Genomic DNA, 23,453 nt, shown 5'->3' with positions numbered 1-23,453 from the left:
TTTAACGAATTGTTTTTCAATTTAATAACATTAAACGTAATAAAGACAATTATTTATTTATATAGTTTGTATATTTATAGTGCTTTTAATAAGATAATATATTATATAAAGTAGTTAATATAGAATATATTATGTAATTATTTTGTTATTTAATATTTTTGAATATCTTTGAAACATATTATAAACGTCATTTTTACGTTTGTAAAACATGTCAACCAAATTAAACTTCGAGTTTATAGAATTTTAATAAAGACATGATATTTTAAACAAACACTAATACTAACTGAATATGAATACAAGCAAAAATTTTCAAGAGTTCGAAAATATAGACGAAGAGCAATTGCCAGTGTCTAAACATAGATTGCACGACTGGACTCATTTTGCAGGTTTATATGCTGCAGAACATGTTGCTGCAACAGAATTTGTAATTGGAGCCACTTTTGTTGCTTTAGGAGCTAAAACAAAAGACATTCTTTTAGGGTTATTAATAGGTAACATTCTAGCTGTTTTAAGTTGGACATTAATTACTTCGCCAATAGCTGTAGATACTCGATTAAGTTTATATACATATTTGCATAAAATTGCAGGAGATTCTATGACCAAGCTTTATAATTGGGCTAATGTTATCATCTTTACAGTTATATCTGCTGCCATGGTTACAGTGTCTGCTACGGCTGTTCGTTTTGCTTTTAATATTCCAGCACAGCTTAATTGGTACCCTACAAATTTATGGTTTATAATAATAGTATTATGTGTTGGTTTTGTTGTGGTATCTATTGCAATATATGGGTTTAAAGCTGTTTCAGAATTTTCAGGTATTTGTGCACCTTGGTTATTTGTTATGTTTATTAGTGGTGCTTTTGTATTACTTCCTGCATTATCTCTTGTAGAGTTGGGAGAAACAATGCCTGGAAGTTGGGCCGATTTTATAACTTTAGGAAACCATTCTATTTGGACAGGTATTAATAGTAAAGGAGAACCTGGTATGGGGCTTGTAGAGGTTATAGGTTTTGCTTGGGCAGCCAATACTATTACTCATTTTGGTTTAATAGATATGGCTTTATTGCGTTTTGCAAAAAAGAAATCTTACGGTTTAACAACAAGTACAGGGATGATGTTTGGTCATTACGTAGCTTGGATTTCTGCAGGAATAATGGGAGCTGGTGCTGCTGTAATTATAGGAAAGCCAATAGTCGCTTTAGATCCTGGAGATGTTGCTTATTATGCCTTAGGTTGGTCTGGATTTGTAATTGTAATTGTTGCAGGATGGACAACAGCCATTACTAATTTATATCGCGCAGGGTTGGCTGCACAGGCTATTTTTAAAAATCATTCGCGTAAAAAAACAACTATTGTCGTAGGAATTGTAACTATGATAGTGGCCTGTTTTCCGTTTGTATTCAGTCAGATTTTACCATTATTAACTTATGCTGGATTATTAGTGGTTCCAGTAGGAGGGATCGTGTTTGCAGAACATCAAATATTTCCTAAAATAGGATATACACGTTATTGGTCGTATTATAAACAATTAACATTTAGTACGCCTGCTATTGTATCTTGGGGATTAGGTTTAGTTTTCGGGTTTGGTTTAAATATTCTTAATGTAATGCCATTCTATTATCTTTTTATACCAACTTGGATTTTTACCATCATTATATATACCCTTTTGGCTGGTAAATACGGAGCCAAAGAACAATATCCTGTTGAAGAGCTAAGAGAAAAAATAAGAAATAAACATATAGAAGAATATCAAGACGAAAAAGCCAAGCTAGAAAAAGTAGTAATAAAAGATCATTCTGTATTTTCAAAAATATTAGGAGGAATTTCTATAATCACGCTAGTAATTACTTTAATCTTAGCCGTAATTGTTTTATTCTATAGTTCAGACGAAAGTGTATACATAGTAAATCGTGATATCTTTTATCGTTATGCTTTTGTATGTACTATAACATATTTTGTAACTGCATACTGGAAATTAAAAAGAGGAAAAAATAAAAACATATAATATCGTGGAAAATTTAATTAAACTTAATCAGATGAATTTGGCCAAAGTTGCCAAAAAAGTATCTTGTCCAACTTACGATCGTTCTAAAGTAAAGGCAGGTATTGTACATGTGGGTATTGGTGGTTTTCACAGAGCACATGAAGCATTTTATACAGATCAATTATTACACGATACGAAGGTCACAGATTGGGGTATTTGTGGAGTTGCATTATTAGATTTCGATACAAAAATATATAATACGTTAAAAGAACAAGACGGATTGTATACCCTTGTTATTAAAGAGTTGGATGGTACGTTAACTAAACGTGTTATTGGATCTATTGTAGAGTGTTTATATGCACCAGAAAATCCGATGCAGGTTATTGAAAAAATGGCAAGTCCAGATATTAAAATTATTACCTTAACAATTACAGAAGGTGGGTATAATTATAATGAAGCTACTGAAGCTTTCGATTTTAATAATCCGCAAATTCAATACGATTTAGAACATCCAGATGCACCAAAAACTATATTTGGGTATCTTACTCAAGCCTTAAAACGCCGTAAAGAAAATGGTTTAGCAATTACCATTCAGTCTTGCGATAATATTAAAGGAAACGGAGATTTGGCAAAACGTATGTTGTTGAGTTATGTTGAAAAAGCAGAGCCAGAATTAATGGCATGGATACATGAAAATGTATCGTTCCCTAATAGTATGGTAGACCGTATTACGCCTGCAACGTCTCCTGTAGATATCTCAAATTTAAATGCATCTTCTGGAATTGATGATGCTTGGCCAGTAGTTTGCGAACCATTTCATCAATGGGTAATCGAAGACGAATTTAAAGCCGGAAGACCAGCTTGGGAAACCGTAGGGGCACAATTTGTTGAAGATGTAGATCCATACGAAAAAATGAAATTAACACTTCTAAATGCTGGACATTCTGTATTGGGAATTTTAGGGGCATTAAGAGGTTATGCTACAATTGATGAAGCGGTTTATAATGCTGAAATTAGTGCATTTTTAAGATTATACATGGATCAGGAAGTTACTCCAACCTTATCCGATTTAGAAGGCGTAGATTTAGATAAGTATAAAGAAACATTATTACACAGATTTGGTAATATTTATATGAAAGATCAAATCGATCGTATTTGTTCAGAAAGTTCTGCTAAATTTCCAATATTTGTTTTACCTACCGTGAATGCACAATTATTAAGACACGGATCTGTAGATTTTGCAGCGTTAGTCATTGCAGCTTGGGCGATTTATAGTTTAGGAAAAGACGAAAATCAACACGATTTAATAATAAAAGATGTTATGCAAGCAACTTTAGCTAAACAAGCAAAATTGGCTAAAGAAAATCCTGCTAAATTTTTAGAACTAGAATCTATTTTCGGAAAATTAAAAACATCAGAAACCTTTGTGCAGGCATTTACAAAAGCATATAAAGCTATTTCAGAAAACGGTATAGAACACAGTGTAATAGCTTGGAATAAATTGGCTTTAAAACATAGTTAAATGAAAAATATAGTTTGTTTTGGCGAGGTGTTATGGGATGTGTTTCCAACGCATAAAAAAATTGGTGGTGCCCCATTAAATGTCGCTTTAAGATTACAGTCTTTCGGAAATCAAGTGTCTATAATTACTAGAATTGGTGATGATACTAAAGGTATTGAAATTGCTAATTTTGTTAAAGAGCATGGCGTAGATACAGAGAATATTCAAGTTGATGATGCTTTAGAAACAGGAGCTGTAGATGTTATTTTAGATAACAATGGTTCGGCTTCTTACACTATTAATTTAAATAGAGCTTGGGATAATATTCAGCTTACAGAAGTAGCTATCGAAAAAACAAAACAAGCTGATGCTTTTATTTTTGGAAGTTTAGCGGCAAGAGATACTACATCAAGATCTACTTTATACAGCCTTTTAAAAGTTGCTAAATATAAAATTTTAGATATTAATTTAAGAGCTCCACATTATACAACAGAAGTTTTAAATTATGTAATGAATACAGCCGATTTTATTAAATTTAATGACGACGAAATTTTTGAGATTGCAACATCTCTAGGTTTTAAATCGACCTCTATAGAAGACAATATCTTATTTATAGCAAAACAGACACATACAAAATCTATATGTGTAACTATAGGTTCTCGTGGAGCAATCTATTATCATAATAATACGTTTTACCATAATAAAGGTTATAAAGTTAAAGTAGTAGATACGGTTGGTGCAGGCGATTCTTTTTTAGGATCTTTAATTACCAAATTACTTAAAGATACACCTCCGCAAGATGCTATAGATTATGCTTGTGCAGTAGGTGCTTTAGTCGCTAGCCATGAAGGTGCCAATCCAAAACTTAAAGACACAGATATTAAAGAGTTGATGAATTCTTAATTCTAATTATTCATATATATATCAAAAAAGCCTCAAATTTATATTTGAGGCTTTTTTATGCAATTACTTATTCTTAAACTAAAACGGACTAATTAGAGTCGGTTTTTAATTTTTTCGATTTATAGTCAACACCTTAATTTTATTAAATGTATTTTGTTTAGATGAATATATTTTTTTTGCTGATTATTAAGTTGTTAACTTGATTTTGTGCGAAATAGGTTTCGAAGGTTTTATAATTTTTAATGTAATCTTTTTTGTTTTCTGCATTGAAATTAATCTATGGCTTCTTTTTGTAAATCTAAATTTATATGATCAAGCATTTCAATTTTAATACTAATAGTGAAGTGAAATAAAAATGGATTATTATATTTAAATAAGATGTTTTTTGAAACATTTACTATTTTCAATACCTTGATATTGTCCGTAATTAGCAATTAAATTATATCCCTTTTTGTAGTATAAAGCTATAGCTTCTGGTTGTTTAATTCCAGTTTCTAGAACACAGTAGGTGTAATTTAGTTCTGTCGCCCATTGTTCTAATTCGGTTAGTACTACAAATGCTAGACCTTGACCGCGGCTACTCACGGTTGTGTACATACGTTTCACTTCAACAGTGGTGGTGTTAAAAGATTTTATGGCGCCGCAAGCTACGGGAATATTATCTTTATAGGCTACGACAACATGTTTAAGCATATCTATTTTATTAAATTGTGCATAAAAAGCATGGTCTTCTCCATCTCTTAAAGCCAAATCTGAATCTAATAATTTTACAAGTGTTATAAAGTCTGTATGATTTGAATTTGTTCTGATTAGCTCCATGTTTTTGTTATCCTTTAGATCATTTTGATAAGAAATTCAGCCTAAATATAATAAACAAAATGAACGTTAGGCGTTGAAAAAATCGCAAACTTTATTAAAAACCAAATCAAAGTCTTTGGCAACTTGTGCGTTGCTTGTTAAATTACTAGGGAATGGATTTTCGTGTGTGTAATCTCTATCAAAATCTAACTCGTCTACTTTAATGTTTATATCTCGGTACGCACCTTTTAAGGTGTTTATAATTTCAAAAGACGGAATTACAGCATCTTTTTTTAAGGTTATGGCATAAATCTGATCTTCATGTTTTTTTAATAAAGCTTCTCTAAAGTCTCTCTTTTTTTGATAATCGAGCATGCAGTGTAAAACTTCACCCTCTAAATGATCTTCTAAAATGTAATGTTTAAGAAGGTTGTCCTTTTTTAGAAATTTATCGAAATGTTCAATTAAAAAGGAATACAAAGCAACATTGGCTTCGCTATCTAAAATAAATTTAGACACAGAAGAGAATCGGTTAAACGTGGTGCCGCTACAAAATAAACACAATTTAGTATTTGAAAAATAAGTATTGTAATTCGTTAATTTAAGAATTTGAGAAAGAAAACCTCCTATAGAATAGGCGAAAATATCGAACTGAAAATCTTTACTTATATCTGGGTTTTTTCCTGATTTAAACTCTTCTATAAGCTGAATAATGTCATGGTATGTTTGTAACCCAGAGTAAATAAAACGTTGTGGCATAGCATGTAATCGCATACTTATAGCAACATTAGATAACGTGGAATTTATAATGTTTGGATATTTCTTTTTGCGTTCCTCACTTAGCTTATACATATCTCTTTTACTACTCCAATATTTTGGAGCGCGTTGCATATGGAATGCTAATGGAAATAAAACAACGGGATTACCAGTGCCTTTGCAAATAGCCTCTGCCCAAGGTAAATATTTGGTCCAATCGCGTTCGTTAAAACCATGAAAAAGAAAAATTACTTTTTTTGAACTCGTTTTGCCTTTAGGCTTTATAATTTGGTATTTAAAAAATCGATTTTCCTCTACACGAATGTCTTTTATATGTACGTGATCGTTAATGGTACCAACTTCTGTTCGAAATTGAGATGTGTTTTTTAATTTTAAATGATGTTTAATACATTCATAATCGGTAACACCAGGAAGTAAATTATATGATAATGATTCAAAAGGGTACTCTAATAATTCTGTTTGTGTATTCATGTTTATAGTTTTGAATCTACTAACTATTCAGTGATTTATAAGCAGAAGTCTATTCTTAAAAAACACAATTTTTAATAGAGAGACATTTCAGCTTAGATAACACGTAAATTTAACAAAAATACATCTGATATTTGAAAGAACTGTAGGGTTTTAATCCTGAAAAAACATTTAAAATTATATAGAACATAACTTAAAAATACCAAATTTTTTATCTCGATTTAATACCTGAAAAAAACTACCGATTAAAATTGATTATAGCGTTTTAAGTTATGTTCATTATAAAAAAAAGATCCTTATTTTATGCCTAGTTTTTTTAAAATAGTTTCTAATAAACACCATTTTGTAAAGGCAGACTGTATTAAGTTTACACCAATAAATACGGTAAACCACAACCAGTTTTCGTTCACGTAAACCGTAAGTATAACGCTTAATAAAATCATAGAACCTACAATAGTTCTGAAATATGTGTTTAACATGTTACTCGTTTTTTTTGTTTATATATATCTTTCTACAGGAACTACAATGGCTCTTATTGGGCTGTTTGTTTTTAATTTTGAATTATATGCTTTTATTAAGTCGAATAGTAAATCTATATTTTGATCTTCAGTGAACGAGAAAAATAAAAGCGATTCATTACTTAAATGTTCTCCTGAAAACCATTGAGATTCCATTAATACAGAAGACTTGTTTTTAAATCCTTCAATATCAGAACTGCTTAAGTTCTCAATATTTGCTTTTTTAAAGAGTCCCAAAATATCTTTTTGAAAAACTCCTACAGCTGTTACTATAACTAATTTCATGTGCTTGTATTTTTGTTTCCCGCAGATTTTGTTCTTACTGTGAAAATCTACATTATCTGCGGGAAAAATGGTTTATTTATAATTCTTTTTTTCAATCATATAATACACTAAAGGCACAACTAATAATGTTAACACAGTAGATACTATAGTTCCGCCCATTAACGAAATGGCTAAACCTTGAAAAATTGGATCGAATAATATTACAAAGGCTCCAATAACAACGGTTCCTGCTGTTAATAAAATAGGCGTGGTTCTTACAGCTCCAGCTTCAATAGCGGCTTGTTTTAAAGGTACACCTTCGTCTAATCTTAAATTTATAAAGTCTATAAGTAACACCGAGTTCCGGACCATGATTCCTGCTAAAGCTATCATTCCGATAAAAGAAGTTGCAGTAAAGAATGCGCCCATAATCCAGTGACCAAGTATAATTCCTATTAATGACAATGGTATGGCAACCATCATCACGACTGGTGCTTTAAAGTTTTGAAACCAACCTACTATTAATAAGTAAATAATAATAATAGCTCCTAAAAAGGCAATCCCTAAATCTCTAAATACTTCCAAAGTAATTTGCCATTCGCCATCCCATTTCACAGTGTAGTTATCTTCAAATTCTGGCTGACCTAAGTACATTTCGTCCAAGGTGTAACCATCAGGAAGTATGACGTCTTTTAACTTGTTTTCCATACCTAAAATAGCATAGACTGGACTTTCTAAATTTCCGGCCATATCTCCCATAACATAAACCACGCGTTTTTGGTTTTTGCGGTAAATGCTTTTTGCTTTAGTAGATGCTGTAATGTCTACCAAATCACCTATGGTAATCATTTGGCCTTGATTTGATTTTACTTTTAATTGAGAAATGTCACTCAACGTCGATTTCTCTTTTTCATCTAAGGCTAAAACAATTCCTACTTGTTTAGATGCATTTTCATCGTAAAGCGTGGTAATTGCTCTGTTAGATAATGCCATATTTAGAGTGTACACAATTTGCTGCGGTGCAACACCGTACAACATCGCTTTTTCTTTATTTACATTAAATTCGTATTCCACTTGGTTGGCTTCAACCATCCAATCTACATCTACAACATCATCTGTGTTTTTAAGAATGTTTTGTATTTGGTTGGCAACGTTAATTTGCTCATTGTAATCTGGACCATAAATTTCTGCAACAATTGTAGACATTACTGGAGGTCCTGGCGGTACTTCAACAATTTTTACATTGGCATTATATTTTTTTCCTATGTTTTGAATTTCTGGGCGTAATAGTCTAGCAATATCATGACTTTGTGCAGTACGTTCTTCTTTGTCTACTAAATTCACTTGAATGTCTGCCATATTGCTTCCACCACGTAAATCGTAATGACGTACTAAACCATTAAATGTAATAGGGGCAGAGGTACCAACATAGCTTTGGTAGTTTACCACTTCTGGTCTGGTAGATAAATACTGTGCAATGTCTTGAGTAACCGCCGCCGTACGTTCCAGCGTTGTCCCTTCTGGCATATCGATAACTATTTGGAATTCATTTTTATTATCGAAAGGCAACATTTTTACAGCTACAGATTTTGTAAAAAACAATACCATAGATGCCATTAATATTAAAAATGTAAGCCCTAAAAACAACCAACGTTTCTTTTTGTTTTCTAATAATGGGCGTTCAAACTTATTGTACAATTTGTAAATAAGTGTCTCTTCCATTGGTTTCTCTACTTTTTCAGGTTGACCTTTTTTATCTTTTTCGCGTAGAAAAATATATCCCAAATACGGTGTAATAGTTAAGGCTACAAATAAAGATAAAATCATAGCTATTGATGCTCCAATTGGCATTGGCGACATATAAGGTCCCATTAATCCAGATACAAATGCCATTGGTAATACAGATGCTATTACGGTAAATGTTGCAAGAATAGTAGGATTTCCTACTTCGTTAATAGCATATAAAGCAGCTTGTTTAAACGGCAAACGCTTCATTTTAAAATGCCTGTGCATGTTTTCGGCAATAATAATAGAATCATCCACCACAATACCAGTTACAAATACCAATGCAAATAAGGTAATTCTGTTAAGCGTGTAATCCAACATATAATAACTTAACAAGGTTAAAGCAAATGTAATTGGCACAGATAAAAATACCACCAAACCACCACGCCAGCCCATAGCTAACATGACGACAAATGTTACCGCAATAATAGAACCAATAAGGTGTAATAATAATTCCGATACTTTTTTAGAAGCTGTTTCTCCGTAGTTTCTTGTAATTTCTACATGTACATCATCTGGAATTAAATGTTTACGTAAGTGTTCTACTTTTTCTAAAATAACATCTGCAATCTTCATGGCATCTGCACCTTTTCGTTTTGCTATAGAAATGGTTACTGCAGGATATTCAGAGTTGTAAGTTGTCCCTTTTTCACTCGCTTGTCCAAAACCTAAACTCACGTAGTTTTGTGGTACTTCAGGCCCATCTATAATTGTGGCCACTTGTTTTAAATAAATAGGCTGATTTTGCTGTACGCCAACGACTAAATTCTCTACATCTTCAACAGATTCTAAGAATTTCCCCGTGTTTACAATAAATTCGGTGTCACTTTTATCAAAACTACCAGCGCTTAATTGTTTATTATTCGCCTTAATCATTTCAGAAACGGTTAAGAAATCTAAACCACTAGCAGCCAGTTTGTCTTTGTCTAAAACTACGCGCATTTGGCGGTTTCTTCCTCCAATTTTATGTGTTACAGCAACATCATTTACTTTTTCAATTTCATCAGTTAATTCTTGCGCCATTTGCTTCAATTGGTAATCATCGTAGTTTTCACTCCACAATGTTAATCCTAACATGGGCACATCATCAATCGCTCGTGTTTTTACTAACGGGAACGTGACACCTTCCGGCATTTCGTCCATATGTTTATTAATTTCGTTGTATAATTTCACAAACGAACGTTCGATATCTTCCCCCACATAAAACTGAACAATCACCATGCCTTGTTCCTTCATAGAAGTAGAATACACATACTCTACACCTTTAATATTCGAAATTAATTTCTCTAAAGGTTTAATGACTCTGGACTCAACTTCGGTAGGACTTGCGCCAGGATATCCCACAAAAATATCGGCCATTGGCACATCAATTTGCGGTTCTTCCTCTCTAGGAATTAAAAATGAACTATACACTCCAACAACCATAAATACGATCATTAAAAGTACAGTTAGCTTAGAGCCTATAAAGACTTTGGCTATTTTTCCTGCTAAACCTTCTTTCATAATTTATCTTTTTTTGGGCGTTTAAACAGGCTATTCGCTATATCTTTTTACGGTGCTTTTAAGGCACAATAAAAAGGATGTCGCTGCTATCCTTAACGCGGTATGTTCGTTATTGAATTGAAATTTTGGCACCATTATATAATTTAGCATCGGCAGATACGATGTAAGATTCATTCGCAGATAAACCCGATAATACTTCTACAGATTCTCCATACGTTCGTCCTAAACGTAACCAACGTAAAACAGCAGTTCCGCTTTGGCTTGTGGTATATATTCCAGTAAGTTGGCCACGAGTTACTAAGGCTGAAGTTGGAATTAAAATCATTGAAGATGCCGCTGCTTTTTTAGCAACAGGAAACTGAACCGTTGTAAACATACCTGATAAAATAGGAGCGTCTGTTTGGTCTAAGGCTATTTTTACTAAAAATTGTCCGCCAGTGTTTTTTGCAGACGTGCTTACTTCAGTAACTTGTCCTGAAATTATTTTATGAATAGACTTTACATTAACCTGTACTTCTGTATTTGTTTTAATTTGAGATATTTCATTCTCTGGTACGCTTGCAATCACTTCAAAAAGACCTGGAGTTTCTACCGAAATTAAAGGCATACCTGGATTTGCCATATCGCCAACTTCAATAGTTTTACTAGTTACTATTCCAGAAAAAGGCGCTTTTATATTAGAGTATGCAAACTGAGAATTCACTTCGTTTTTCATTTGTTTAGCCGATTCTAAACGGGCTTTAGCCATTTCATAATTCGCAGTCATATCGTCTAACTCTTTTTGAGATGCACTGTTTTCTGCAAATAAATTTTGAAATCTGTTGTAATCTTTTTGTGCATTATTGAAAGCAACACTAGCTTCTGTAATACCAGCATCTACCTGAGCACTCTTTGCTTGTAAATCGGCATTATTAATAGATACTAAAAGTTGTCCCTTACGTACTTTATCTCCCACATTTACAGGAATACTATTTACGTAGCCCATAATACGTGTGCTTAAATCGGCACTGTTTTTAGCTTGAATTTTCCCGCTAGCAGTTACAAATGGATTATTAGTGTTTTCTTGAATTGCACTTACTTGTACAGGTATTGGTGGTGTTGTGTCTGCAGTTACTTTTTTCTCATCACTACCACAACTTGTTGTGAATATTGATAATGCAATTGCGGCGAATATATAGGTATATGTTTTCATCTTGATTAATTAGTCTTTAGTTAAAAATTGTAAATATGCTTGTGCGTAATTGTATTCGAAAATCGTTTGGTAGTATTCTAATTGCTTCTTTGCGTATTGCGTGTCTGCCAATAATAAATCTGATGTTTTTTCCAAACCTTCACTAAATCTGTTGGTTCTAATTCTTAAAGATTCTTTAGATTGCTCTAAGGCTAAACTTGTGAGTTTAAGTTTACTTTCTGCATCTAAAAGCATACGCTGTGCTTTGTTAAATTCTAACTGACTTTGAGAAACATACTGTTCGTATTGGAATTTAGATTTCTCAAATTCAGCTTTACTTTTCTGAGATTTACCAAAACGTTTAGAGCCCTGAAAAACATCCCAACTTAATTGTGCACCAAACATATAGCCGCTAGCGTCGGCATGAAAAATCTGATCGTCATATAATTCATAACTACCAAAAGCATTTAAACGTGGTAAGAATGACATTTTATCTGCTTTATACATGTTTTGGTAGGCATCTGTAGATAATTGCATGGCTTGAATATCTGCTCTGCTTTCCGATATTTTTCCATCTGTTAAAGGTGTTATATTTACTGTTAAACTATCTGTAGGTTGAAACACAACATCGGAATTGTCGTGTATTAAAAAGGAAATATAATTAGATGCATTTTGCACGTTGCTTTTAGCCGATTGTAATTGATTCTGTACTTCGGTTACTCGTACTTCTACAGATAATACATCTGCACGTTGCAAATAACCTTGTTTAAAACTATTATCTGCTAATTTTTTATTTGCCAAAGCAGCTTTTAAAGCTGTTTCTAAAACATCTACTGCTTTATAAGCTAACTGTAGTTGCATATACGCTTTATCGACCTCGAATACTAAATAATCTGTTTTACGTTCGGTTTGTAAGGCCATAGCATTCATTTTAAATTTTGCTGCTTTACGCTGAAAAACACCATCCATATTTACTAAAGGTTGCAGTATTTCAAATTTTGTAGCATAATTTTCGATTTGAGAGGGATCATTTAAAGACTCTGGATCGAAATCACTAGACGTTAAAATTTCTTGATTTAATTTAGAGCCAAAAGCCATTAATGGATTTGTTGTAGCCATTGCAGTATGAGAGGCTGTAATGTTTGGTAAAAATACAGCGTTTGTTTGTCTGTAATCTGCTTGTGCTTCTTTATATTCTTGCTGAGAAATTTTTATAGATCTGTTTTCTTCCATCACTTTAGTTAATACTTCTGCTTTTTCAATTGGGGTAATTTGTTGCGCTTGAAGTAGTATTGTGAATAGAAAAAAACTAAGTACTAAAAGGTATCCTTTTTTCATTTTTATGTAATTTATTGCATCAAAAATAGGGCAATAAAATACGGTGGTCAGTTACATAGGTTACTTAACGAAATTTAAAGTTTTATTATTATAATAAGTGTATATGTTGTTGATTTGTAGTTTATTTTGATGAGTTGGTGTCGTTTTGTATACACGATTTTTTTAACAAGAGATTGATTTTTTATTTTAAAATTAAGGTGTGAAAATAGACCTAAAAACAGAATAGGATTTAGGGTTGAAATAATAAAAAATAATAAACTATTATTTTTGAAATTCTAAAAGTAAAAAAGACTAATATTAATGTTTCTGAATTTTAAAAAACAGTTCTCTTCCTTCTCTAGATTCATGAGAATTATAAGCGGCTTCCATCAATTGAATATTAAAATGGTCTTTAAAATAGGAGTGATATTCATCTTTATGTCCGCCAAAAGGAGGATGGTCTTTATGTAAGGGAACATTAAAAAGAAGGCCCACAACCTTGCCCTTTGGTACTAATAATGCTTTTGTTTTTTTTACGTATTCAGGTCTTAAACAAGGAGAAATAGCACAGAAAAAAGTTTGTTCTATAATAATATCGAAGATTAAATCTAAATCAAAAAAATCCTTATTAATAATATGTTCTAAAGGAAATGTTGGCACGCGATGTTTTAAATTATCTAGAGCGATTACAGAAATATCTATTACGTACACGTTTTTAAACCCGTTACGGTGTAAATATTCTGCCTCGTGAGAATTTCCGCCACCTGGAATTAAAATTCTTAAATCCTTGTTTGTTAACTGATCGATATAAGTTTTTAAAGGCGGAGAGACCGCTCCTAAATCCCAACCTATATCGTTGTTTTTATATTTAGTATTCCAAAACGTTTCAGTTAAATTCATATAAGACATTAATTATAGCCTAAAATACCATTTTTTAAATCGTAAATTTCTGTAAATCCTAATGTTGCTAGTTTTTTAGCACTTTGTCTGCTTCTCGCTCCGCTTCTGCAATACACATAAACGGCTTTGCTTTTATCTAATTTTTCAAGTTCTGTTTTAAAATTCGAAGAAAAAGAGTCTATGTTTTTTGCGCCTTTTATATGGCCAGTTTTAAACTCGTTTGGTGTTCTTACATCTACTAATTGAACCTTTTTATTAGTAATTGCAGTTTTAAAATCGGCTGCGTTTAAGACTGTGATAGCCTCATTTTTTTGAGAGTTTATTCCGAATAATGAAGTTAAAAATGACATAGTATTATAGTGTTTGTTGTAAGAGTGGTTTATAATTTTAGTGTTTTAATATAATTTCTACCCAATTCTATTTTGTTTAATTTTTCTAGCTTTTTTAAAAGTCTAGAAATAACGACTCTAGAGGTGTGTAAATCGTAAGCAATTTCTTTATGTGTTTTATGAATAATATCTATATGGTTCACTCTGGATTGGTCTTTTAAATACTGAATTAAGCGTTCGTCCATTTGTTTAAATGCAATATTGTCTAGCGTATAAAGTAGTTCGATAATTCTGTTGTGATAACTTTCTATTACAAAATTCCGCCAAGATTCATATTTAGACATCCATTCGTCCATCTTATTAACAGGGACTAAAATTAATTTAACTTCAGATTCTGTTATCGCTCTTATATTACTTTTCTGGCGATCTATACAACAAGCCATAGTCATAGAACAAGTATTTCCTTTTTCAAGATAATAGAGTAACAATTCGTTTCCGTTTTTGTCTTCACGTAAGACCTTAATTACTCCAGAAATAAGTAAAGGCATAGATTTAACATAATCGCCTATCTCAATCATTTTAACATGCTCTGGTATTGTTTTGCTTATACCAATTTCTGCGATTTCATTTAATAAATCTTCTTCTAATACATGTCCATAGCAATTTTGTAATTCATTTATCATAGTCTGTATTATTAAATAGAAAACGCACTTGTTTAAAAAAAAGAAATTTTCTTTTTTCAAAATTACACTATAAAGAAGTTTTGCAAAGTGACTTATGTTACTTACGTATACATTTGTTTACAGTATATTAGGTAAGTTTTGGTTTTTTTTAGATAGCTTTTTTTAATAGATTAATAACTGAGAAATTAATGGAGTATTTCCAATTTAGCACAGTCTATTAGAAAAGATGTCAAACATGTTAACTAATATGTTTGCAGTTTTGCAACATGAAGAATATATCTAATTTCGGAATTTTTACCGTCTTACTAATTAGCAGTCTTACCATAATGGTTGGTACTGTAATTGCACCGTCGTTAGGGAACATCGTTTCTAATTTAAATTTTAAATTATCGCCAGGATTGTTAATCACTTTACCAGCATTAGGTGTTGTGGTTTTTGCGCCTTTTATAGGGGGATTTTGAAGAAATTGGGGACCGTTAAAATGTTGTATTTTGGTTTGGTACCTTATGCTATTTTAGGTGTTGCAGGTGCCTATATTACAAACGATTATTTCTTAATCGCAGATCGTTTTCTATTAGGTGGTGCTACAGTTATGGTGCAAGTTGCTGTAACGTCTTTTATTGCTGAGGTCTTTAAAGGGGCAGATCGCATGAAACTTATTGCTTGGCAAGGTATGTCTATAGAATTAGGCGGTGTTATCTTTTTATCTTTAGGCGGTGTTTTAGGGCAATGGCATTGGCAATACCCATTTTATATTTATTTAATGGCATTAGTTTGTCTGGTTTTTGTCTATAAAACGCTAACCGGAGTAAAAAGATTAGAGCATTTAAATCATGAAGATGGCCTATTAAAACAAGAAAATAAATTAAAAGTAAGACTTGTGTTTTATGCATCTATGTCGGCTATGGTGTTGTTTTTTGTCAGTTTTGTATCGTTACCATTATACTTGCCTAAAGCATTCGAGTTTAGCGATTCTTTAACTGGATATTATATGGCATTTATATCTTTAATAGCCATAATTACAGCTAGCCAAATGCCTAAAGTTGTAAGTAAATTAGGAGATGGGAATACCATTACGCTTGGTTTTGTCTGCTTTATGTTGGGATATATTTGTTTGGCGTGTTTTAGTAGTGTTCTATTATTAATATTGGTCGCTGTTTTTATAGGTATAGGCTTTGGTTTTACTATTCCGTTATTAAACCATATGATGATTGAAGCCAGTTCAAATAAAAATCTGGGTAAAAATTTAGGGCTGTATTCTATGGGGGTTTTTGGCGGACAATTTCTATCGACGTTTATAGAATATGTTTCTCATGATTATGCCATAATTTATAGTTGTGCAGCAGTTTTAGCTTTAATTTTGGGAGGGATTTTATGGTATGCCTTTAAAAAAGTAGAAGTCGTTTAAATTATGTTTCTTTTATAATTACATTTAAAACATATTTTAAATGTAAATGGGTAAAAACGTCTGGAAGCATAAAATTAAGATTACTAAAGGAATTCATCCTGATACTAAAATGCTATCTGAAAATGCATTTGGGATTTATTTTGAATTTCTGAATGAAGCTACAGTAGTTATTCGTTTTAAGCCCTTGAACGATGCCTTTCCTGAAGATACGTATACAATAGATTCTGGTATCTTATTTAATTTTGAAAGAGAATTTATTGAAGAAGACGATATTGAATACGCTCTAGAAATTATGATGTTGTTTAACTCCTCTAAACGTCTCCGAATTGAAGGTGAAGGTAAAACAGCGAAAATTCGAAATGTAATTGATTTAATAACAGACGAATTTAAGTGTGAAAAAGCCTCGTATATTATGCTTAAAACAGTATTAAAAGTGCTAATGTTACACCTAATCCGTTTTCAGAATAACACATTTATCGATCAAGATTTAAAACAGAAACGAGTGTTTCAGTTTTTAAAACTCATGGAAACCTCTTTTTTAAAGGAAACAAAAGCGGAGTATTATGCTACAGAAATGGGGATTAGCGAAAAACGATTAAATCAGATTTTAAAAGACAAACTAAATGTTACAGCAAAGCAAATTATTCAGCAACGGCAAATTACAGAAGCTAAACGCCGACTTGTAAAAAGTGAAATTACCATTAAAGAATTAGCGTACATTTTAGGTTTCGATTCTATGAGTAGTTTTTCCAGATTTTTTTAAAAATTTGTACACATAAATCCTTCCAATTACAGAATAGACCATACGTAATAGCATTATTAAAATTTAGTATATAATTGATGCTTCATCTTTTATAATAAACTGGTTTCAATATCTTGATATTAACGAGATAAATGCTCCTAAATAAGATACTGAAACCAGTTTGTGTTGACAAATATGTAATGATTAATTATGCGTAAACTGATACGCTTAAGCTGTTTATGCTTCAAGATTCACTATTGTTCTTCCTTTTAATTGGCCTTTAAGCATTAATTGTATGTTTTCATTTAAACCTTCTAGTGTAACCTCGTTAGCGGTACGTTCTAATTGTTCTGGTTTCCAATCGTTGGCTAATTTTTCCCATACTTTAGTGCGATCTTTCATTTTAGAATTCTGAGAATCAATTCCAACTAAAGTAATTCCGCGTAAAATAAAAGGAAACACGGTTAATTCTAGTTTATGAGAGGCTACATTTCCGCAACAGGTTACAGCTCCCATTGGGTTTGTTGTTTTTATAATGTTTTCTAAAATAACTCCTCCAACAGTATCAATTCCTCCAGCAAATAATGGTTTTAATAATGGTTTGTTGGCCATGTTTTCAATTTCGTTTCGTAATAAAATCTCTTTAGCTCCTAAGCCAAATAAGAAATCTTGCTCTGATGCTTTTCCTGTAACAGCAACAACAGTATATCCTAATTTACTTAAAATAGATATGCTTAATCCGCCAACACCACCAGTTGCACCAGAAACGACTATGTTTCCGTTTTCAGGCTTTACAAGTTCTGTAAGTCTTAATACAGACATTCCGGCGGTTAAGCCCGCAGTTCCGTAAATCATAGCATCTTTCATACTTAGTTGTTCTGGGAGTTTAACAGCCCAAGCAGATGGCACTTGTATATACTCTGCAAATCCGCCATCGGTATTCATTCCTAAATCGTAACTTGTTACTATAACTTGATCTCCAATATTCCATTTAGAATCTGTAGAGTCTTCTATAATTCCTACGGCATCAATACCAGGTGTGTGCGGGAAATTTCTTGTGACTCCTTTATTTCCAGAGGCCGATAATGCATCTTTATAATTTAAAGAACTGTAATGTACTTTTACACGTATTTCATCTTGTTCTAAAGGACTAAATGCCATGTCTTTAATCGAACAATTATAATTGCCATCTGCTTCTTCTACTCTAAATGCTTTAAATGTTGAATTGACTTGTTTCATCTTTAATCTATTAGTTTTTACTTACTTTTGTATAAAGATCAGTATAATATTATTAATAATCAACCACTTACAAAAAGTGCGTTAACGAACATTTTGTGCAGTTTTGTATGTTTACTGCACCTTACGAGAGAAAAAAATGAAAAAAAGTTATTGTCCGATAGACACATTTATAAATACAGTAAAAGGAAAACGTAAAGGGACACTAATTTTGCACTTATACCAAGGCAATAAACGGTATAGCGAATTGGTGCGATTGCTAACAGATATTAGCGAACGCATGCTTACCAAACAATTAAAAGAGTTAGAAGCCGATGGCTTAATAAAGCGTACCGTGTTTCCAGAAGTGCCACCCAGAGTAGAATATAGTTTAACCGATCTTGGTAGACAAATTCGTCCGGTTTTAAAAGAAATGTATAAAGGCGGAATCCTTTTTGAAGAGACGATTGTGGATGCTGAAGTTTAGAAGGTTTGCATTTATATAAGCGCTATTGAAGGTCTTCTTTTTTTAATCAAGTTGATTTTGTTTTTCACTACTTTTGCAAAAATAATTTTTTGGATGTCCATCACACTTTTATCATCGCCTTTACAAGGATTTACAGACTTTCGTTTTCGTAATGCTTTTCATGAGTATTTTGGCGGGATAGATACGTTTTATGCACCATATATCAGGCTGAATGGAAAGCTGGTGATTAAGAATAATTATCAGCGCGATTTAAATCCAGAAAACAATACTGTTCCGCATTTAATTCCTCAGGTTATGACTAATGATCCTGATGAGTTTTTATTCGTAATTAAATATGTAGAGTCTTTAGGGTATACCGAACTGAATTGGAATTTAGGATGCCCGTACCCAATGGTTACTAAACAAGGTATGGGATCTGGCATGATTTGTAATCCTTCAAAAATAGACGAGGTTTTACATAAAGCCCATAACGAAAGCAATATTACCATTTCTATGAAAATGAGAATGGGCTACGACGATCCTACAGAAATTCTAAACGTTTTTCCTATTCTAGAAAAATATCCTATAAAAAATGTGGCCATTCATGCACGTATAGGAAAGCAATTATATAAAGGCGGAACAGATTTAGAGGCTTTTCAAAATTGTGTAAATCAAAGTTCGCATAAATTGTATTATAACGGAGATATAACGAGTGTACAAGCGTATAGAGATTTGCAAGAACGGTTCCCTAATATAGACCATTGGATGATTGGTAGAGGTTTAATAGCCGATCCGTTTTTACCACAAATGATTAGAGATAATACGACTGAATATCCTGAAAATAGGTGGCAAATTTTTAAAGCATTCCATGATACTATTTATCAGCAATACGACGAGGCTTTATCTGGACCGATGCCTATAAAAATGAAAATGTTAGGGTTTTGGGAATACTTTTCTCAATCTTTCAATGACTCTAAAAAAGTGTATAAAATGATCAAGAAAAACGGAAGTCCAAGAAATTATAAAGCTACCGTTAACGAGATTTTTGCAAAGCAAAGGTAGCGCCTATATTAAGTTTTTAATACAGATTTGTTGAGTTTTATAAAATTATACGACTACTAGTTAAAGTTTGGTTAATTTAGAATACTTCGGCACAGAAGTCTTCTATTTCAAAATACATTACCTTTATATCATGAAAGAGACACTTATACAACAAGCTGAAATTTTTGTTAGTAATTTATTTGAAAGACAACTTTCTCCTAAAAATTATTACCATAATATAGAGCATACTCGTAATGTTTTAAATACCGTTACTAAACTTGCAGAAAAAGAAAGTTGTACTAAACACGATACTTTACTCTTACAATTGGCGGCTTGGTTTCATGATACGGGCTATGTAAATGTAGATAATGGACATGAAGCAGAAAGTGTTGGCATTGTACGGCAATTTATGAAAGATGCCGGTTTGCCTGAAACAGATTTCTCTACAGTAAAACAATTAATTTTAGTTACAAAAATAGGAGAGGAGCCTAAAACGTCACTTCAAAAAATAATTAAAGATGCCGATTGTGCGCATGTCGCTTCAGACGATTTTTTAGAGATATCTGAACGTTTAAGATTAGAAATAAAGTATAAAAACGAACAAGAAATTTCTGAATTAGAATGGTTGAAAAAAAACAAAGAATTTATTTCTAATCATAAATTTTACACACCTTTCGCACAAGTAAAATTACAACCTAAAAAAGAAATGAATGCTTACGAGCTTCAGAAAAAAATAAATAAAATTGAAAAGAAGAAGGCTAATAAATCGAACTCTAAAAAATCAGGTCGTGGTATAGAAACCATGTATAGAGTAACGCTTAGAAATCACATGACATTAAGTGGTATCGCAGATTCTAAAGCCAATATTTTGTTATCTGTAAATGCAATTATATTATCTGTTGCACTTTCTAATTTAGTACCCAAGTTAGATAATGCTTCTAATGCCTTTTTGGTTTACCCTACGTTAGTACTTTTACTTTTTAGTGTGTCTGCAATTGTATTGTCTGTAATCTCAACACGTCCAAATGTATCGAGTCTTAATGTTGTTACCAGAGAGATGATTAAAACCAACAAAACAAATATTTTATTCTTCGGTAATTTTTATAAAATGACTTTAGAAGATTTTGAATGGGGTATAGACTACTTAAAAGAAAACGAAGATGTTTTATACAACTCTTTAACCAAAGATTTATATTATCTAGGTTTGGTTTTAGAGCGAAAATATAGGTTGCTAAGACTCACTTATACGGTGTTTATGGTAGGTATAGTACTATCGGCTTTATCATTTATTTTAAGCTATCATTTTTTAGTTAACGTTAAGTAAAAACGATTATGGAACAATTAATTAAAGGGCCATTTAAACCGGTTATTTCTTTTAGATATTTGAAATCAACTTTTGAAAAATTATTGACTTCAAAGCAACCTATGGAACAATTTTTAGCCCATCAGGTTATTTCTATTCTAGACCAAAACCCTGAATTAGTTACAGGAATTCGTTCGTTAGAAGTATTCAATACATATAAAGAAGAAGTCGATAAGATTATGGCTTTTTTGTTTCCTCCTGCATTAGGTGATAATGAAATTAAAGCTGCAATATATCCGTATTCTAATGAGTATTTTTACGTATCTAATCGTTTTAAAAAAATCATTGAAGAAACTTCTTCAGATGTTAATGATGTATTAAGGAAGCTATATAAAGACAACGAAAATTCGATAGATTTAAATCCGTATGCTATTATTTTAAATACCTATTATGGTTTTAATGTCGATTTTGAACGTCCAAAACAAATTCAGCTTATCGATGCTAATGGAAAAACACGAACCTATAGAATTACTTTTAATGCCGATTTTTTAACGATTTATCCGAATGAAAATGCTGTAGAAATTACATCAGAAATTTTAGACGAACTTTTGGAAAATGCGCAAGATAAATCTGTTTGGGACCGTTATTTTCCGGATAATTCTTGGACTGTAGAAGGTTTTGGACTGATAAGTATGATAGATACAACATTAGATGAAAAAATAGATGAATTTAAAACACATCTTATAGAAGGAACTTCAGAAAATTCCATACAAATTTTAGAAGATGTGCGTAAAATATTTAACATAAACGATCTTGAATTCGGAAATTACATTGTAGATAAAGGCGTTTTATTTCGTCCGTTAGGCGTTGGTGTTAATGCTCTAACTTTACAAGAAGGACATTCTGTTTCGTGTATAACTTACGCTTGCAAACATGTGTATGAATCTTTATTTACAAAACATGAACCTGTAGTGATATCAAATGTGCCTAATTATCATCGTCTTACTAAAGGCAATAATTTAAGTCGTAGGTTATTAGAAAGAGGTTTTAAGAGTGCTATTTTATTACCTATAAAAATAAATGGAAAACTTCAGTTTATAGTAGAATTGGCTGCATATAAAACCAATCAATTAAATGCTATAAATAAGGTTAAGTTAGACACGATTATGCCGTTTATTTTAAGCCATTCAAAACGATCATTAGATGAATATGATAACAAAGTAAGTGCTGTTATACAAAACCAATGTACCTCTATTCACCCAGCAGTAGAATGGCGTTTTATTGAGGAAGCACATCGATTTATACAAGGTCGAGAAGCAGGAGAATCTCCTAGTTTTAATGAAATTACTTTCGAAAACGTGTTGCCATTATATGGACAAATAGATATTGTAGGGTCTTCTATGGCGAGAAACCATGCTATTCAATACGATTTAAATAAGGCGCTAACACAAATAAAAGGCATATTACAAAGTGTATTAGCTAAACAAAATATGCCGTTTTACGAACAACTTATCTATAAGATTGAAAAGAAAATTTTCGAGTTAGATGCTGCGTTTAGTAATAATACAGAACAAGAAATTCATCTTTTTTTAGAAAAAGATATTTATCCGTTATTTAAATATTTTAAAGCTGCAGGAATAGTTAGTGAAGAAATTGAAGATTTTATAAATACGGTAGATGAGGACAAACAATTGTTCTATTCTGCTAGAAAAGAATACGACCAAACCATTAATACTATAAATAAAAACTTATCTATATTTCTAGACAAGCAACAGGTTAATGCACAAGCTATTTTTCCACATTATTTTGAAAAATTTAAAACTGATGGTATTGAACATAACATGTACGTTGGTCAGTCTATAGCACAACATAAGGAGTATCATGAATCCATGTTGTTTAATTTAAGATTGTGGCAATTACAAGTGATGTGCGAGATGGAAGCTTTATATTATAAACATCAGCAAGAGTTTCCAGTAAAGCTAGACGTAACTTCTTTAATTTTAGTTTACGATGTACCATTAACAATACGGTACCGTATAGACGAAAAACAGTTTGATGTAGATGGTGCATACAATGTGCGTTACGAAATGATTAAAAAACGAATAGATAAAGCATTAATTAAAGGCACTAAAGAACGTATTACACAACCACACAAATTATGCGTAGTCTTTTCAACCAATGCGATAGAACGTGAATATTTAAATTATTTCGAATTCCTTCAATCTAAAAATTATATAGGTAAACATATCGAAATTGTTGAGGTTGAAGAACTTCAAGGTGCAAATGGTATTAAAGCCATTCGAGCAGATATTAATACCAATTTGGAAGATGCTGGAACGGTGTTTTCTATAGCAGATATAGAAGCAACATTTTAAAA

At 31.9% G+C, this 23,453-nt stretch carries 21 protein-coding genes; 10 read left to right on the top strand and 11 right to left on the bottom strand.

What is annotated here, in order from left to right; translation table 11 throughout:
- Positions 1-289 precede the first annotated feature (289 nt).
- From Q1B05_RS17060 to Q1B05_RS17050, 3 genes are read left to right on the top strand one after another with little or no spacing between them, the layout of a single operon-like run.
- Positions 290-2,005 carry a hypothetical protein gene (locus tag Q1B05_RS17060; protein WP_299782374.1) on the top strand — a complete coding sequence of 572 codons (1,716 nt, stop codon included), beginning with the start codon at positions 290-292 and terminating at the stop codon, positions 2,003-2,005.
- Positions 2,006-2,036: 31 nt separating this feature from the next.
- On the top strand, positions 2,037-3,506 hold the full coding sequence (locus Q1B05_RS17055; protein WP_299782372.1) for a mannitol dehydrogenase family protein: 1,470 nt from the start codon (positions 2,037-2,039) through the stop codon (positions 3,504-3,506).
- Positions 3,507-4,388, top strand: coding sequence for a carbohydrate kinase (locus Q1B05_RS17050; protein ID WP_299782370.1), 882 nt, complete (start codon positions 3,507-3,509; stop codon positions 4,386-4,388).
- Positions 4,389-4,757: 369 nt separating this feature from the next.
- Here Q1B05_RS17050 and Q1B05_RS17045 read toward each other — a convergent pair whose 3' ends face one another.
- From Q1B05_RS17045 to Q1B05_RS17000, 10 genes are all read right to left on the bottom strand, one after another.
- Positions 4,758-5,207, bottom strand: coding sequence for a GNAT family N-acetyltransferase (locus tag Q1B05_RS17045; protein WP_299782367.1), 450 nt, complete (start codon positions 5,205-5,207; stop codon positions 4,758-4,760).
- A gap of 66 nt (positions 5,208-5,273) precedes the next feature.
- Positions 5,274-6,434, bottom strand: coding sequence for a DUF6051 family protein (locus tag Q1B05_RS17040; RefSeq protein ID WP_299782365.1), 1,161 nt, complete (start codon positions 6,432-6,434; stop codon positions 5,274-5,276).
- Positions 6,435-6,727: 293 nt separating this feature from the next.
- Positions 6,728-6,910 carry a DUF2892 domain-containing protein gene (locus Q1B05_RS17035; protein ID WP_299782363.1) on the bottom strand — a complete coding sequence of 61 codons (183 nt, stop codon included), beginning with the start codon at positions 6,908-6,910 and terminating at the stop codon, positions 6,728-6,730.
- 18 nt (positions 6,911-6,928) lie between these two features.
- Positions 6,929-7,234 carry a hypothetical protein gene (locus Q1B05_RS17030; RefSeq protein WP_299782361.1) on the bottom strand — a complete coding sequence of 102 codons (306 nt, stop codon included), beginning with the start codon at positions 7,232-7,234 and terminating at the stop codon, positions 6,929-6,931.
- 72 nt (positions 7,235-7,306) lie between these two features.
- Positions 7,307-10,501: an efflux RND transporter permease subunit gene (locus Q1B05_RS17025; RefSeq protein WP_299782359.1), complete on the bottom strand. Its 3,195-nt coding sequence runs from the start codon at positions 10,499-10,501 to the stop codon at positions 7,307-7,309.
- Between the two features lie 109 nt (positions 10,502-10,610).
- The gene (locus Q1B05_RS17020; protein ID WP_299782357.1) at positions 10,611-11,693 is read right to left on the bottom strand and encodes an efflux RND transporter periplasmic adaptor subunit; all 1,083 of its coding nucleotides are present in this window, start codon (positions 11,691-11,693) and stop codon (positions 10,611-10,613) included.
- 9 nt (positions 11,694-11,702) lie between these two features.
- Entirely contained in the window at positions 11,703-13,010 is a 1,308-nt protein-coding gene (locus Q1B05_RS17015; RefSeq protein ID WP_299782355.1) for a TolC family protein, read from the bottom strand.
- 297 nt (positions 13,011-13,307) lie between these two features.
- Entirely contained in the window at positions 13,308-13,889 is a 582-nt protein-coding gene (locus tag Q1B05_RS17010; RefSeq protein WP_299782353.1) for an SAM-dependent methyltransferase, read from the bottom strand.
- Between the two features lie 8 nt (positions 13,890-13,897).
- The gene (locus tag Q1B05_RS17005) at positions 13,898-14,239 is read right to left on the bottom strand and encodes a rhodanese-like domain-containing protein (protein WP_299782351.1); all 342 of its coding nucleotides are present in this window, start codon (positions 14,237-14,239) and stop codon (positions 13,898-13,900) included.
- Between the two features lie 29 nt (positions 14,240-14,268).
- Complete coding sequence (locus tag Q1B05_RS17000; RefSeq protein ID WP_299782349.1) at positions 14,269-14,901, bottom strand: Crp/Fnr family transcriptional regulator; 633 nt, start codon at positions 14,899-14,901, stop codon at positions 14,269-14,271.
- A gap of 266 nt (positions 14,902-15,167) precedes the next feature.
- Between Q1B05_RS17000 and Q1B05_RS16995 the strand changes: the two genes are divergently transcribed.
- The 3 genes from Q1B05_RS16995 to Q1B05_RS16985 are packed head-to-tail and all read left to right on the top strand — an operon-like array spanning position 15,168 to position 17,072.
- On the top strand, positions 15,168-15,362 hold the full coding sequence (locus tag Q1B05_RS16995) for a hypothetical protein (RefSeq protein ID WP_299782347.1): 195 nt from the start codon (positions 15,168-15,170) through the stop codon (positions 15,360-15,362).
- The gene (locus Q1B05_RS16990; RefSeq protein WP_299782345.1) at positions 15,359-16,309 is read left to right on the top strand and encodes an MFS transporter; all 951 of its coding nucleotides are present in this window, start codon (positions 15,359-15,361) and stop codon (positions 16,307-16,309) included. The genes Q1B05_RS16995 and Q1B05_RS16990 overlap by 4 nt, the downstream gene beginning before the upstream one ends.
- Positions 16,310-16,355: 46 nt before the next feature.
- Entirely contained in the window at positions 16,356-17,072 is a 717-nt protein-coding gene (locus tag Q1B05_RS16985) for a helix-turn-helix domain-containing protein (protein ID WP_299782343.1), read from the top strand.
- A gap of 216 nt (positions 17,073-17,288) precedes the next feature.
- Here Q1B05_RS16985 and Q1B05_RS16980 read toward each other — a convergent pair whose 3' ends face one another.
- Positions 17,289-18,290 carry a YhdH/YhfP family quinone oxidoreductase gene (locus Q1B05_RS16980; protein ID WP_299782341.1) on the bottom strand — a complete coding sequence of 334 codons (1,002 nt, stop codon included), beginning with the start codon at positions 18,288-18,290 and terminating at the stop codon, positions 17,289-17,291.
- Between the two features lie 136 nt (positions 18,291-18,426).
- Here Q1B05_RS16980 and Q1B05_RS16975 point away from each other — a divergent pair, with 136 nt between their 5' ends.
- The 4 genes from Q1B05_RS16975 to Q1B05_RS16960 all read left to right on the top strand — a co-directional run bounded on the left by Q1B05_RS16975 (position 18,427) and on the right by Q1B05_RS16960 (position 23,451).
- Positions 18,427-18,753, top strand: a complete 327-nt coding sequence (locus Q1B05_RS16975) for a helix-turn-helix domain-containing protein (RefSeq protein WP_299782339.1) — start codon at positions 18,427-18,429, stop codon at positions 18,751-18,753.
- Between the two features lie 93 nt (positions 18,754-18,846).
- A complete protein-coding gene (locus Q1B05_RS16970; RefSeq protein ID WP_299782337.1) occupies positions 18,847-19,794 on the top strand; it encodes a tRNA-dihydrouridine synthase family protein in 948 nt (315 codons plus the stop codon).
- A gap of 130 nt (positions 19,795-19,924) precedes the next feature.
- Complete coding sequence (locus tag Q1B05_RS16965) at positions 19,925-21,097, top strand: Pycsar system effector family protein (protein WP_299782336.1); 1,173 nt, start codon at positions 19,925-19,927, stop codon at positions 21,095-21,097.
- An 8-nt stretch (positions 21,098-21,105) separates the two neighbouring features.
- Positions 21,106-23,451, top strand: coding sequence for a hypothetical protein (locus Q1B05_RS16960; protein WP_299782334.1), 2,346 nt, complete (start codon positions 21,106-21,108; stop codon positions 23,449-23,451).
- The last annotated feature ends 2 nt before the right edge of the window (positions 23,452-23,453 follow it).

This window comes from uncultured Formosa sp., from assembly GCF_947500765.1.
In the GTDB taxonomy this organism is placed as follows: Bacteria; Bacteroidota; Bacteroidia; order Flavobacteriales; family Flavobacteriaceae; genus Formosa.
Note: the sequence above shows the minus strand (reverse complement) of the source record. Positions and strands in the feature narration are given on the sequence as shown.

What these genes read in the sequence shown, in the direction of transcription:
- Q1B05_RS17060 (WP_299782374.1), top strand. Translation starts at nt 290, where the DNA reads ATGAATACAAGCAAAAATTTTCAAGAGTTCGAAAATATAGACGAAGAG.
- Q1B05_RS17055 (WP_299782372.1), top strand. Translation starts at nt 2,037, where the DNA reads ATGAATTTGGCCAAAGTTGCCAAAAAAGTATCTTGTCCAACTTACGAT.
- Q1B05_RS17050 (WP_299782370.1), top strand. Translation starts at nt 3,507, where the DNA reads ATGAAAAATATAGTTTGTTTTGGCGAGGTGTTATGGGATGTGTTTCCA.
- Q1B05_RS17045 (WP_299782367.1), bottom strand. Translation starts at nt 5,207, where the DNA reads ATGGAGCTAATCAGAACAAATTCAAATCATACAGACTTTATAACACTT.
- Q1B05_RS17040 (WP_299782365.1), bottom strand. Translation starts at nt 6,434, where the DNA reads ATGAATACACAAACAGAATTATTAGAGTACCCTTTTGAATCATTATCA.
- Q1B05_RS17035 (WP_299782363.1), bottom strand. Translation starts at nt 6,910, where the DNA reads ATGTTAAACACATATTTCAGAACTATTGTAGGTTCTATGATTTTATTA.
- Q1B05_RS17030 (WP_299782361.1), bottom strand. Translation starts at nt 7,234, where the DNA reads ATGAAATTAGTTATAGTAACAGCTGTAGGAGTTTTTCAAAAAGATATT.
- Q1B05_RS17025 (WP_299782359.1), bottom strand. Translation starts at nt 10,501, where the DNA reads ATGAAAGAAGGTTTAGCAGGAAAAATAGCCAAAGTCTTTATAGGCTCT.
- Q1B05_RS17020 (WP_299782357.1), bottom strand. Translation starts at nt 11,693, where the DNA reads ATGAAAACATATACCTATATATTCGCCGCAATTGCATTATCAATATTC.
- Q1B05_RS17015 (WP_299782355.1), bottom strand. Translation starts at nt 13,010, where the DNA reads ATGAAAAAAGGATACCTTTTAGTACTTAGTTTTTTTCTATTCACAATA.
- Q1B05_RS17010 (WP_299782353.1), bottom strand. Translation starts at nt 13,889, where the DNA reads ATGAATTTAACTGAAACGTTTTGGAATACTAAATATAAAAACAACGAT.
- Q1B05_RS17005 (WP_299782351.1), bottom strand. Translation starts at nt 14,239, where the DNA reads ATGTCATTTTTAACTTCATTATTCGGAATAAACTCTCAAAAAAATGAG.
- Q1B05_RS17000 (WP_299782349.1), bottom strand. Translation starts at nt 14,901, where the DNA reads ATGATAAATGAATTACAAAATTGCTATGGACATGTATTAGAAGAAGAT.
- Q1B05_RS16995 (WP_299782347.1), top strand. Translation starts at nt 15,168, where the DNA reads ATGAAGAATATATCTAATTTCGGAATTTTTACCGTCTTACTAATTAGC.
- Q1B05_RS16985 (WP_299782343.1), top strand. Translation starts at nt 16,356, where the DNA reads ATGGGTAAAAACGTCTGGAAGCATAAAATTAAGATTACTAAAGGAATT.
- Q1B05_RS16980 (WP_299782341.1), bottom strand. Translation starts at nt 18,290, where the DNA reads ATGAAACAAGTCAATTCAACATTTAAAGCATTTAGAGTAGAAGAAGCA.
- Q1B05_RS16975 (WP_299782339.1), top strand. Translation starts at nt 18,427, where the DNA reads ATGAAAAAAAGTTATTGTCCGATAGACACATTTATAAATACAGTAAAA.
- Q1B05_RS16970 (WP_299782337.1), top strand. Translation starts at nt 18,847, where the DNA reads ATGTCCATCACACTTTTATCATCGCCTTTACAAGGATTTACAGACTTT.
- Q1B05_RS16965 (WP_299782336.1), top strand. Translation starts at nt 19,925, where the DNA reads ATGAAAGAGACACTTATACAACAAGCTGAAATTTTTGTTAGTAATTTA.
- Q1B05_RS16960 (WP_299782334.1), top strand. Translation starts at nt 21,106, where the DNA reads ATGGAACAATTAATTAAAGGGCCATTTAAACCGGTTATTTCTTTTAGA.